The sequence below is a fragment of the Yersinia antarctica genome (assembly GCF_056636475.1).
The window spans coordinates 669,022-682,503 of the sequence record NZ_JBSJQF010000001.1; the positions used below are offsets into that span (position 1 = coordinate 669,022).

Sequence of the window (13,482 nt, forward strand, 5' to 3'; positions counted from 1 at the left end):
GCGCATCAGTAACCTTATTTTCCGCTAACCAGCTTAAGCTGAGAGAATTATGACAATCCCATCGACTTCTTCACCGGCCGCTTTCACGGTCAACCGCCGTAGTGAAATGCTGGGGGGTATTGCAGCATTGCTGCTAGGTATCTCTTTACCGACATCCAACCCACTGATCAATATCTCGCTGGTTTTAATCCTGACCTGTTTGATAATTAATCGCAACACATTGCAATTCAAACCATTACTGACGAATCCGTTGGTTTACCTGCCTGCTGCGATGTTTGCATTGTTGGCATTGTCACTGCTGTTTCATCACAACAGTTATGGCCCGGATATGGTGGGTAAAGATAAGAAATTTCTTTATGTATTACCGTTAGCCCTGTTTTTTATCAACCAACCACGGTTGATAAAATTGTTTGGAATCGGCTTCTTAGCGGCTAACGCGGTGGCATTAGCCGGAACACTGGCCGTTGGGGTGTTGCACATTCCCATTGGCAATGTAGATCCAACCAATCCGACTATCTTTAAACTGCAAATTACCCAAAACTTCTTTATGGCTTTGGCCGCCATGTTGTGGCTGGCGCTGGCCTTTAAAAATCAGGGCTGGAAACTCTGGGGGTATGGCTTGCTGGTGGCAGCGGCGAGCTACAGTATTCTGTTCTTGGTATTGGGGCGAACCGGTTATGTGGCATTAGTTGTTGGGCTAGGGATATGGCTATTCTTCTCTCTGGGGCGCCGCCAACGCTGGCTATTGGTAGTGTTAGGGGCGATAGCCTTTGCTGCACTACTACTGATACCCAATAAAGCGACCGACCGTATCGTGCAGGGTGTCGATGAGATAAAAGTCTGTATGGCCGCGTCTGCGGATGATGTAAATGATGCTTGTCGTAGTTCTATGGGGCAACGTTCGGCCTTTGCCATTGAAGCGGTGCGGCTAATTAAAGAGTCACCTATTCTGGGGCACGGTGCTGGCGGCTTCTATTATGAGAACCCAGAGATCAATTACAAAATCAATAATCCACACAACCAATATCTGTTGGAAACGATCCAATCAGGCTTTGTTGGCTTAATTATCTTTTTGGCATGGATTGTTTGTTGTTATCGCGTTATTTGGCAACAAATACCGGTTTTACGCAATGTACTACTGGCTGTATTGACCAGTTATATGGCGTGTAATTTCTTTAATTCATTCCTGCTGGACTCATCTGAAGGCCATCTATTTATGATCTTCGTAGCAATTTTGGCGGGCTATTCAGTGACAGAGACGCAGCATGTATCGGATAAGCAATTGACATAACAGTTACACATTTCTGCTAATTTGACGTGCTATAAAACGGCTCCTAATGGGGGCCGTTTTTGTTGATTCCGTCATGATGATGCATGCTTTGAAGCTAAAAAGTGAATTTTAACGGAAAGGCTGACATCTCTATTTGAAATAGGAGGTCTTTAATAAAATGTACATATTACACACTAAATATACGTATTTTATTTACGCTTTCTTATACATTGTAGGAATAATAAGAGGAAAAATTGGCTTTTCCTACGTGATTTCATCATTATAACCCTATAAATGGTAAGATATTTCGACATTAAATATCAATGTTCCTAATGAAATTATGGGAAAGATGAATATATTCGCTATCTAAAGCACTTTTTTACTGGTGATTGATTCTGTGTTTTTTGATTTTTTAAAATTAAAGCACTGGTTTTATGTGATTTATTGGCGTTATCAAGTGACGATTTTCACTTGACCAGATGTAAAAATCGAATATTTAATGTTCACAATAAATCTAAATGAAATCTAAATGAAATCTAAATGAAATCTAAATGAAATCTAAATGAAATCTAAATGAAATCTAAATGAAATCTAAATAATTATTGTAATAATGCGATTTTTATTGATTTTATCTCTAATAGTAACTACGCAATAATGATTTAAAAAACTATTACATCCGTTTTATAAAAATTAAAACGGAGTATATAAATGTGGCTGTCATCTGATTGTCTGCGTCTGATTGATGGCGGATATAGGGGAGTAAATGTGAGCTAATAGAGAATTTTAATAAGACATTGCCTATTTTAACAATGGAATGGATTATTTTTAACTTATTGAAATTTAAGGATATTTAAATTATATTTTTAATGGTTAATCTATAAGCTTAGTTCATAGAACGAGAGTCCGCAAGATGGCAGGGACTCTCGTTCATATGTCTATTATTAAATTAATGCGGGTACTGGAATCATCTTAAATGATCCGTCTAATAAAAACAGATTTCTATGCTAATAGAATAGGTGGATTGCAGTGAATTAAACTGAAATGTCATTTTCTGAATATACAAAATGATGACTTTGAACACTGTTACAAAATTCTGATGTATGTGATAATTTTATCAAGAATTTACATATTGTAAGATTTGGTCTACTTTCCCGGCATTATGCAATAGTTTTAAAGGAAGCTATGATAACTATGTATTTATATTGATAAGTGGGTCTGGGTGAATCTGTTTGTAGGATAAGCAGAATTTACATTTAACTTAATTTATCCAATGTCATTGAGAGCATCATGGCCAATTCAACAACGAATAAATTATCTTTACCGGCCCTTACCTCTTTGGTGGTCGGTTCAATGATCGGGGCCGGTATATTTTCATTGCCGGCAACATTTGGACGAGCAACCGGTGGGTTTGGCGCACTTATCGCCTGGTGTATAGCGGGGGGTGGGATGCTAATGCTGGCTTTTGTTTTTCAAACATTAGCGCAGCGTAAACCTAATCTCGATTCTGGTGTATTCATTTACGCAAAAGAGGGCTTCGGGGATTATCTTGGTTTTGCTTCTGCATTAGGTTTCTGGGCCGGTACCTGTATTGGTAACGTCTCTTATTTTGTTCTTATCAAATCAACGTTAGGGGCATTCTTCCCTATATTTGGTGATGGTAATACTATTCCGGCGGTGTTAATTGCCTCCGTTATCTTGTGGGGATTCCATATCCTGATATTGCGCGGCGTTAAAGAAGCTGCAGCAATTAATACCATCGCCACCTTCGCAAAAATAATTCCAATCTTCATTTTCGTCATCGTACTGATTTTTGCCTTTAAAGGTGATGTTTTTGCGCTGAACTTCTGGGGTACGCCAGATGTGATTAAAGGTGCTGATTTATCCCATCTGAATGACTATGGCTATGTTGGTCATGCGGCGGCGGCAATCACCACGTCAGTTGAACCTGAGTCTCTATTCTCTCAGGTACGTAGCACCATGCTGGTCACAGTATTTGTATTCTTGGGTATCGAAGGTGCGAGTGTTTATTCACGTTATGCCAAAGAACGTAGCCATGTTGGTATCGCGACCGTTCTGGGCTTTATTGGTGTGCTGTGCCTGCTGGTATTGATCACCATGTTGTCTTACGGCGTGTTACTGCGCCCTGATTTGGCGGCATTACGCCAGCCATCAATGGCTGGGGTGTTAGAGGCGATAGTCGGCCGCTGGGGGGCAATATTTATCAGTGTGGGTCTGATTATCTCCGTGTTGGGTGCTTATTTATCATGGTCACTACTGGCAGCGGAAGTGCTGTTTTCGGCGGCTAAGAGTAACAGCATGCCAAAAATCTTCGCGACTGAAAACAGCAATGCTGTGCCTTCAGCAGCGGTTTGGCTGACCAACATCTTTATACAGATATTCTTAATTCTCACCTTGTTTACTGATTATGCTTTTCAACTGGCGCTGGAATTAACCAGTTCATTAACTCTGATCCCTTATCTGTTAGTAGGGGCTTATGGCCTGAAATTGGCATGGACCGGTGAGACTTACGAAACGAATAACCGTGGTCATAGAAAAGATTTGATTTTTGCCATCATTGCGACTTTCTACTCTGCTCTGATGATTTACGCCGGCGGCCTGAAATACGTGCTGTTGTCGGCCATTATTTACGGGCCGGGCACTATTTTGTATCTGATTGCCAAACGTGAACAGCATCAAAAAGCCTTTAATTCCTATGAAAGAATACTGTTTATTGTTCTGATTGTTGCTGCGGTGGCTGCGATTTATAGCATTGCTACCGGGATTATCACCATATAATTTATTGGAGTTCTTATGTCAGATAAAGCTAAGAAAACTCACGCTAAACCTAAGTTTGGTGTTCACTCTGAAGTCGGCAAGTTACATAAAGTAATGGTGTGCGCCCCAGGACGTGCCCATAACCGCCTGACGCCAAGTAATTGTGATGAATTATTATTTGATGATGTCCTGTGGGTAGAGAGAGCCAAGCGCGACCATTTTGATTTTATGACCAAAATGCGTGAACGCGGTGTTGATGTGGTTGAGATGCATAATCTGCTGGCTGAAACGGTCGCCATTCCAGCGGCGAAAAAGTGGATTTTGGATCAGCAAATTGTGCCGAATGAAGTGTCATTGGGCATTTTGCAAGAAACCCGCAGCTATCTGGAAAGCCTGGAGCCGCGCGTGCTGGCTGAAGTGCTGATTGGCGGCTTGTCCACCACCGAACTGCATAAAGACGGTAAATGTGACAAAGAAGAGTTGAAGCTGATCCGCGAAGCGGTTGGTATTACTGAATACTTGTTACCACCGTTGCCCAATACACTGTATACCCGCGATACCACTTGCTGGATCTATGGCGGTGTGACACTAAACCCACTGTATTGGCCGGCGCGTCATGAAGAAACCATCCTCACCACGGCTATCTATAAATTCCACCCGGACTTTGGTGACGCCAATGTGAAAGTGTGGTGGGGTGACCCGACGCAGCACCACGGCACTGCGACGCTGGAAGGCGGTGATGTGATGCCAATCGGTAATAAAACCGTGTTAATCGGCATGAGTGAGCGAACTTCGCATCAGGCAATCACGCAGTTGGCGCAATCGCTGTTTAAAAATAGCGAAGGGCAGGTGGAGCGCGTCATGATCGCGGCCATGCCTAAATTGCGTGCCGCTATGCATCTGGATACCGTGTTCACCTTCTGCGACCGTGATGTAGTGACGTTATATCCGGCGATTGTTAATCAGATCCAAACCTTCTCACTGCGCCCTGATAATGGCCCGACCGGCATTAAGTTAAGTCGTGATAAAGGCACCTTTGTTGAAGCAGTTGCTGGCGCGCTTAACCTGAAAAAACTGCGTGTGGTTGAGACCGAAGGTAATGATTACGATACAGAACGTCAACAATGGGACAGTGGTAATAACATGGTTGCTCTTTCACCAGGTGTGGTGCTGGCCTATGACCGTAATACCAAAACCAATACCCAGTTGCGTAAAGAAGGGGTCGAAGTGATTGAGATAGTCGGCAGTGAATTAGGCCGTGGGCGTGGGGGCGGTCACTGTATGACGTGTCCAATCATCCGGGATGCCGTCGACTACTAATCCCCTTCGGCCTTGAAGCCACAGGGGTGTTAGCTGCGCGCACTTACCCGAATCACTTACTTATGTAAGCTCATCGGGATTCGCTCAATTGCCGCCTTCTTGCAACTCGAATTATATAGGGTATAGCGCAGTTGCTCTTAAAAAATAGCTGATAGTGAGTAGCAGAGTAGTGCTATTTCGCTATTGGCTATCTCTGTTTTAGCAGCCAGAGATTTGTATTTGGCAAGAAAGCACGACATTACGTTTTTAAAGCCGAGAAATGATGAACTAAGATGAAAAGGGTGATCAAGTGAAATACGTGTATTTAGTGTGCTTTTTGCTGATAGTGACCCTGATGACGCTTTTTGTATTTCAAAACAGCGGGCTAGTGAACTTATCTTTACTTTCCATGCAAATAACACTACCCATTTCGGTGCTAATTGTGCTGATCTATTTTCTAGGGATGTTTACCGGGGGATTATTAATCACACTAATAAGAGCGCTGGTGCGCCGTCTGTCACAAAAAAGTGAAGCCCAAAACAGATAAAGAAGTGTGAATAATTAATCTGCAATAATTATTAAAATCTGACTCAACGAGATCTTATAGTGAAGATAAAAACAGTAATCACTCTGCTATTAACGTTTCTTCTCGCTGCTTGCGACAGAACTCCCCCTGAAGTCGCAGAAAGTGTGCGCCCGGTAAAAATATTTACCGTTGAAGACAGTGGGCAAAATGGCACTCGCTATTTTCCAGCGCGATTACAAGCTGGCGATGAAACTCAGCTCTCCTTTAAGCGAAGTGGGCAATTGCAACAGTTGCTGGTGCGTGAAGGTGAGCAGGTGAAAAAAGGCCAAGTCATTGCCAGACTGAATGATACGGATTTGAACCTACGAGTCAGGGATCGTCAGTCTACCTTTAATCTGGCTCGCGATCAGTTTAACCGTTTCAATACCTTGCAAGGGCAAAGGGCGGTATCTCGTGCTGAGTTGGATGTACGTCGTGCTGAGATGGAATCGGCGCGTGCGGCCTTGGAAATTGCACAAAAAGAACTTAGTGATGCAACTATTACCGCACCTTTTGATGGCATTATTGCCAATGTGAATGTGCGTAACCATCAGGTCATGGCCCCAGGTCAGGCGGTTGCCACATTAAGTGCATTGGATACGTTAGATGTGGTGTTCAGTGTGCCGGAGCGCCTGTTTACTACGCTGGATATCAGCAATCGTAACTACAAACCAACGGTATTACTTAATCATATGCCGGGGCGCGAATTTATTGCTGAGTATAAAGAACACACCACCTCAACCACCTCTGCTTCACAGACTTTCCAGGTGACACTGACGATGAAGCGCCCGGCTGATATGCCATTGCTTTCAGGTATCAGTGGCCGGGTAAGAATCAACTCTGGCAATCTGTCTGGCACTGATCATCCGACGATTATCGTACCAGTGGAAGCCGTGTTTAACCCAGACACTGCCCAATTGAATGATGCAAGAGTCTGGGTTATCAAGAATGATGATGGTCAGATGCATGTTGAAGAGCGCAAAGTTCAGGTAGCTCAATTGACCGCCAACGGTATTCAAATCACCTCCGGTCTGGCTGATGGCGAGCAGATTGTCTCCGCAGGTACCGGTGAGCTTCGCCCAAATCAGGTTGTCCGGGCTTGGGTCCGTGAGCGGGGTCTCTGATGAAGCTGACTGACAATTTTATCAATAATAATACCCGTATCTGGCTAACGATTCTGTTGCTGGGTATTGGTGGCATTATTGCCTATCTCAATATAGGCAGGCTGGAAGACCCAGCCTTCACCATCAAAACGGCGGTAGTTGTCACCCGTTATGATGGTGCATCAGCACAGCAGGTAGAAGAGGAAGTCACACTCCCATTGGAGAATGCCATTCAGGAACTCTCTTATGTTGACGACGTCACTTCTATTTCCAGTGCCGGTTTATCACAAATAACTATCAATATTCGCGCACAATATGGCGCGAATGAGTTACCGCAAATCTGGGATGAACTGCGGCGTAAAATCAACGATAACAGTGTGCGTTTGCCACCGGGAGCCAGTGCGCCGATGGTCAATGACGACTTTGGCGATGTTTATGGCTTCTTCTTCTCACTCACGGGAGAGGGGTACAGTAACCAGGATTTACGTAATTTTGCCGAGCAACTGCGACGTGAACTGGTACTGGTACCCGGGGTAGGTAAAGTGGGTATTGTGGGTATTCTGCCTGAAGAAGTTCAGGTGGAGATTTCTCGTGCCCAGATGACCGCCGCAGGTATCACGCCACAGCAGTTATCCGATTTACTGAGCCGCCAGAATGTGGTGTCCGATGCGGGCCAGTTGCAGGTGGGCAGTGAGTCTATTCGTTTGCATCCAACCGGTGAATTCCAAAGTGTACAAGAACTGGGGAATTTACTGGTAAGTCAGCCCGGCAGCCCGAAAAGCGTGTATTTGCGTGATATCGCTACTGTCTCTCAAGGTTTTGGCCATTCACCGACCAATATTTATCGTGCCAACGGTAAACCTGCATTGGCACTGGGGATTTCGTTTGCCCCGAATGTCAACGTGGTAAACGTAGGTAATGCGATTAAAGCCCGGCTGGCGCAGCTTGACGGTGAACGCCCGTTAGGTATGCATATCAACGTGTTCTATGATCAGTCCCATGAAGTTGAAGGGGCGGTTAACGGTTTTATCCTTAACTTCCTGTTGGCACTGTTGATTGTTGTGGTCACTTTGCTGATTTTCATGGGGGTGCGCAGCGGTATAGTGATTGCTATCTCGTTGGCACTTAACGTACTGGGTACGTTGCTCATTATGTGGCTATTTAATATCGAGCTACAGCGAGTGTCGTTAGGGGCGCTGATTATCGCGCTAAGTATGTTGGTGGATAACGCCATTGTGGTGGTGGAAGGTATCGTTGTTGGTCGCCAGCGAGGCGAAAGCATCTTTACCGCTATTAGCAATGTGGTGAAGCGCTCAATGATGCCGTTGTTAGGCGCGACTATCATTGCCATTCTGGCCTTTGCACCTATCGGCCTGTCCAATGATGCAACGGGTGAATACTGTAAATCGTTATTCCAGGTGTTGTTGATCTCGCTGATGTTAAGTTGGTTCACGGCACTGACGCTAACACCGGTCTTTGCTAAGTGGGCATTCCAAAACCAGAAACCGGCGAAAGTGGATGCCGATAAGCCGGCCAGACAACCTTATGATGGGTGGTTATTCCGCTATTATCGGGTGATATTGAATAAATTACTGCAACATCGCAGTATCACTTTGGTGCTGCTGGCGGCCATGTTAGTGGCATCGGTGGTGGGTTTTGGTCATGTTCGCCAGAGCTTCTTCCCGCCCTCTAATACGCCAATCTTCTTCGTTGATATCTGGCTGCCGAATGGTACTGATATCAATTACACCGAAGGGATAGCGAACAAGGTTGAGCAGTATATCAAGCAGCAAAAAGGGGTTGAGGACACCATGGTGACGATTGGTCAGGGCGCAATGCGCTTTATGCTGACCTACAATGCTCAACGTCGTTATCCTAACTATGCGCAGGTGATGGTTCGTACCGAGGACCTCAGCCAAATACCGGGTTTGATTGATGAAATCGAATCCTATATGCATGACGAATACCCGCAGGTTGATGCGCAGATAAAACGCATCATGTTTGGGCCGTCCAACAACAGTTCCATTGAAGCACGCTTTGTTGGCCCGGATCCTGAAGTGTTACGAACCCTGGCAGCGCAAGCGGAAAAAGCGATCATTGCTGATCCGATGGCAGATGGTGCACGGCATGACTGGCAGGATCGTAGCAAAATGATCCGGCCACAATTCTCCGACTATCTGGGGCGCGAACTGGGGGTAGATAAACGCGAAGTTGATGGCACATTGCGCATGAGCTTTGGTGGCCTGCCGGTAGGATTATACCGTGATGGCACTCGCTTAATGCCGATTGTACTGCGCACACCGGATGCAGAACGGCTTAATGCAGAACGGCTGAATGATGTGATGGTATGGAGTCAGGCGCGCCTGGCCTTTATCCCGATCGATAACGTTGTCACCAGTTTTGAAACCGAGTGGGAAGATCCGCTCATTATGCGCCTGGATCGCAAGCGGACGCTGACGGTACAAACGGATCCGACCCAACAAGGCGGTGAGACCTCTGCTGAACTGTTGCGGCGTATCAAACCGGGTGTGGAAGCCATTCAGTTACCGCGCGGATACGAACTGGAGTGGGGCGGTGACTATGAAAGTACCAAGGAAGCACAACGGGGTATTTTCACCAGTTTGCCGATCGCGTTCCTGATTATGTTCATCGTAACGGTATTGATGTTCAGCTCGGTGCGCAATGCTATAGCGATCTGGCTGACGGTGCCACTGGCATTAATTGGTGTCACGGTAGGCTTCCTGTTGACGGGGATTCCATTCGGTTTTATGGCTTTGTTGGGGCTGTTAAGTCTGAGTGGTATGTTGATACGTAACGGCATTGTGTTGGTGGAAGAGATAGGCTTACAGCGACAGGAAAAACCACTGCGCGAAGCTATTATTGATGCCTCTACCGCCCGTTTACGGCCTATTATGTTGACGGCATTTACCACGGTTCTGGGGCTGGCTCCGCTGCTCAGTGATGCTTTCTTCCAGAGTATGGCGGTGGTCATCATGTTTGGTCTGGGCTTTGCAACGGTGCTGACATTGCTGGTGTTACCAGTGATTTACAGTTGTATGAATCCAGAACCTAAAGAGAAAGTGAGTGACGAACCCGTCAGTGAATAACGGTTAGTGTGGCGTTAGCACTACCGAGAATGACTAAAGCTGCCCCTTTTATTGGGGTGGCTTTTTTTATGGCTGGTGCCTATCGCGGGTAAACCTATTTCTATTTTACCTTCTTACACTGTTTGGCGGCTTCTGTGCGCCACTTCTCTTCCTGTCCCTGTGTTACGGCATTATCGTTCCAATATGAAACCATGCTGAGATAACGGAGTTTCATAATGGAACGTTTTAACTGTTGGTTCTCAGCCTGTTTTTTGCGCTTATAGTGGATGCAGTTTCATCAAATTGACCCTAAAAATTATTTATTCTTACATTATCTCTTACGCTACAGGAGCAAGATATGCTGAAAGTCATTCAATCTCCGTCCAAATATATTCAAGGTGCCAATGCATTACAGTCCATTGGTGAATTTGCTAAGTTATTGGCTAATAACTATTTTATCATTGCTGATGATTTCGTCATGAAGCTGACTGCTGATACCGTCGGCTCCAGCCTGCAAGCCAGTGAGCTGGAACATCATTTCAGCCGCTTTAATGGCGAATGTTCCCGTCACGAAATTGAGCGGTTGACGGTTGAGCTGAAAAAGCACGGCTGTAATGGAGTGGTTGGTATCGGTGGCGGGAAAACCCTCGATACGGCTAAAGCGATTGCTCACTATCAGCATATCCCTGTCGTTGTGGTGCCTACTATTGCCTCTACCGATGCCCCGACCAGCGCCTTATCCGTTATTTATACCGAACAGGGCAAGTTCGCTGAATATATGATTTACCCGAAAAACCCTGACATCGTACTGATGGATTCCACCATTATTGCCAAAGCACCAGTACGTTTGCTGGTCGCTGGTATGGGCGATGCGCTGTCTACTTATTTTGAAGCACAAGCCTGTTTTGATGCTAAAGCTATCAGTATGGCTGGTGGTGCATCGACATTAGCGGCAGTTACACTGGCTCGCTTGTGTTACGAAACCCTGCTGGCGGAGGGCTATAAAGCCAAACTGGCGGTAGAGGCGGGTGTTGTGACCGAAGCGGTTGAACGTATTATCGAAGCCAATACCTATCTGAGCGGTATTGGTTTTGAAAGTAGTGGTCTGGCGGCCGCTCACGCCATTCATAACGGTTTCACCGTATTAGATGAGTGCCACCACTTGTATCACGGTGAGAAAGTGGCCTTTGGTACCCTGACGCAGCTCGTATTACAGAACAGCAGCATGGAAGAGATCGAGACAGTGCTCTCATTCTGCCAGCAACTGGGTTTACCAATCACATTGGCTGAGATGGGCGTTTCTCAGGATATTGAACGCAAGATCCATGATGTCGCCAAGGCCAGCTGTGCTGAGGGAGAAACCATCCACAACATGCCGTTCAAGGTCACACCTGACAGTGTCTATGCTGCAATTATGGTAGCTGACCGCTTGGGTCAGGCTTTCCTCAACTAATCTGTGCGGCAAATACGTTCTGAGTTGAAAATCGACCGAGTCTGCCGGTGTTTCTCATCATCGGCAGCTCTGTTCTCCAGCCATTCCCGTTCGCGGAGCATAAAATGAAAAAATTAATTAACAGCGTTGAGAGTGTGTTACAGGAGCAAATTCAGGGGCTGGTTGCGGCGCATCCTGAGCTAACATTACATCAAGAGCCCCTTTTCATCACCCGTGCAGATGCGCCAGTGAGTGGCAAAGTTGCATTGATGTCCGGTGGTGGCAGTGGTCACGAACCGATGCATTGTGGCTTTATTGGCGAAGGCATGTTGGATGGCGCCTGCCCGGGTGAGATTTTTACCTCGCCGACCCCCGATCAAATGTATGAATGCGGCCAAGCCATTGATGGTGGGCCAGGTGTGCTGATGCTAATTAAGAATTACACTGGCGACATTCTAAACTTTGAAACTGCAGCCGAGCTGTTGCATGCCGGTGGCACCGCTGTTGCTACCTTAGTGATAGACGATGATGTGGCGGTCAAAGATAGCCTGTATACCGCCGGGCGGCGTGGGGTGGCGAACACGGTCATTATAGAAAAATTACTCGGTGCTGCTGCGGCACGTGGTGATTCATTAGATGAATGCGCACTACTGGGGCAGAAAATTAATAATCAGGGGCATTCTATTGGCATCGCGCTTGGTGCTTGTACTGTACCCGCTGCCGGTAAGCCGTCATTTATTTTGGCTGAAAATGAGATGGAATTTGGTGTGGGTATCCATGGCGAACCGGGTATTGAGCGTCGGCCATTTACTTCACTGAATAACACGGTAGACGCCATGTTCCAGACCTTGATTGATCACGGCAGCTATCAGCGCACATTACGCCACTGGGATCGACAAGCCGGTGACTGGAACGAGACGCGCCAGAGTAAGCAACCCTTAGCCAAAGGCGATCGGGTCATTGTTCTGGTCAATAACCTTGGCGCGACCCCCTTATCGGAACTTTATGGTGTCTGGCACCGTCTGGCGGAGTGCTGTACACAATTCGGTTTGACCATCGAGCGTAAATTGATTGGTTCTTATTGTACGTCATTGGATATGCAGGGTATGTCCATCACCGTGCTGAAAGTTGATGATGAACTCCTGTCATTGTGGGATGCCCCAGTAAGTACCCCCGCGCTGCGCTGGGGTTGCTGATATCTCCTTGGTACTTGAAGCCGCAGGGATGCGCGACTTTCACCAACCCGAATCACTGAGTTTAATTCAGCACAAGTGCTGAAAATAATCTTACAAAACAATGCGCCAGGAGAAGAACATGGGACTCACCAAACAACAAATTGTCAGTTGGTTACAGTTATGTGCTGAAGTTTTCAGCGAGCAGCGAGATTTTTTGACGCAGTTGGATACTGAAATCGGCGACGGCGACCATGGCCTGAACATGAATCGCGGCTTTAATAAAGTGGTCGAAAAGTTACCGACCTTTGCCGATAAAGACATTGGTTTTATCCTGAAAAATACCGGTATGACACTGCTTTCAAGTGTTGGCGGCGCCAGCGGCCCGCTGTTTGGCACGTTTTTTATTCGCGCAGCACAAAGCACGAATGCTAAGCAGAGCCTCGATCTGACGGCGGTTTGTCAGATGTTTAAAGATGGAGTGGAAGGGGTAGTGATGCGCGGTAAAGCGGAACCGGGCGATAAAACGATGTGTGATGTTTGGTGGGCGGTAGTGGCGCAACTCGAACAGGCAAATCAGCAGGGAGCCACGGTGGTAGATGCATTGCAGCAGGCCGTTGAACGTGCCCAGCAAGCATTGGCCGGCACTATTACTATGCAGGCCCGCAAAGGCCGTGCCAGCTATCTGGGCGAACGGAGTATTGGTCATCAGGACCCAGGGGCAACATCAGCCATGCTGATGATGCAGGCGTTATGGCAGGTTGCCAGTCATTAATCAGG

At 46.4% G+C, this 13,482-nt stretch carries 9 protein-coding genes; all 9 read left to right on the forward strand.

The features are described from left to right. Positions 1 to 49: 49 nt before the first annotated feature. The 9 genes from waaL-ps to dhaL all read left to right on the forward strand — a co-directional run bounded on the left by waaL-ps (position 50) and on the right by dhaL (position 13,477). Entirely contained in the window at positions 50 to 1,291 is a 1,242-nt protein-coding gene (gene waaL-ps, locus ACWJJO_RS03045; protein ID WP_481090628.1) for an O-antigen polysaccharide ligase WaaL-ps, read from the forward strand. Between the two features lie 1,266 nt (positions 1,292 to 2,557). Next, a complete protein-coding gene (locus tag ACWJJO_RS03050; protein ID WP_083160751.1) occupies positions 2,558 to 4,066 on the forward strand; it encodes an amino acid permease in 1,509 nt (502 codons plus the stop codon). Between the two features lie 15 nt (positions 4,067 to 4,081). Continuing rightward, positions 4,082 to 5,365, forward strand: coding sequence for an arginine deiminase (gene arcA, locus ACWJJO_RS03055; RefSeq protein WP_372568629.1), 1,284 nt, complete (start codon positions 4,082 to 4,084; stop codon positions 5,363 to 5,365). Positions 5,366 to 5,654: 289 nt separating this feature from the next. Next, positions 5,655 to 5,891 carry a LapA family protein gene (locus tag ACWJJO_RS03060; protein ID WP_083160747.1) on the forward strand — a complete coding sequence of 79 codons (237 nt, stop codon included), beginning with the start codon at positions 5,655 to 5,657 and terminating at the stop codon, positions 5,889 to 5,891. Between the two features lie 59 nt (positions 5,892 to 5,950). After that, positions 5,951 to 7,033, forward strand: coding sequence for an efflux RND transporter periplasmic adaptor subunit (locus ACWJJO_RS03065; protein ID WP_372568630.1), 1,083 nt, complete (start codon positions 5,951 to 5,953; stop codon positions 7,031 to 7,033). Continuing rightward, positions 7,033 to 10,119: an efflux RND transporter permease subunit gene (locus tag ACWJJO_RS03070; protein ID WP_083160743.1), complete on the forward strand. Its 3,087-nt coding sequence runs from the start codon at positions 7,033 to 7,035 to the stop codon at positions 10,117 to 10,119. The genes ACWJJO_RS03065 and ACWJJO_RS03070 overlap by 1 nt, the downstream gene beginning before the upstream one ends. A gap of 337 nt (positions 10,120 to 10,456) precedes the next feature. Then, complete coding sequence (locus ACWJJO_RS03075) at positions 10,457 to 11,551, forward strand: glycerol dehydrogenase (protein ID WP_083160741.1); 1,095 nt, start codon at positions 10,457 to 10,459, stop codon at positions 11,549 to 11,551. 104 nt (positions 11,552 to 11,655) lie between these two features. After that, a complete protein-coding gene (gene dhaK / locus ACWJJO_RS03080) occupies positions 11,656 to 12,726 on the forward strand; it encodes a dihydroxyacetone kinase subunit DhaK (RefSeq protein WP_083160739.1) in 1,071 nt (356 codons plus the stop codon). Between the two features lie 118 nt (positions 12,727 to 12,844). After that, positions 12,845 to 13,477, forward strand: a complete 633-nt coding sequence (gene dhaL, locus ACWJJO_RS03085; protein WP_442821290.1) for a dihydroxyacetone kinase subunit DhaL — start codon at positions 12,845 to 12,847, stop codon at positions 13,475 to 13,477. Positions 13,478 to 13,482: the final 5 nt, after the last annotated feature.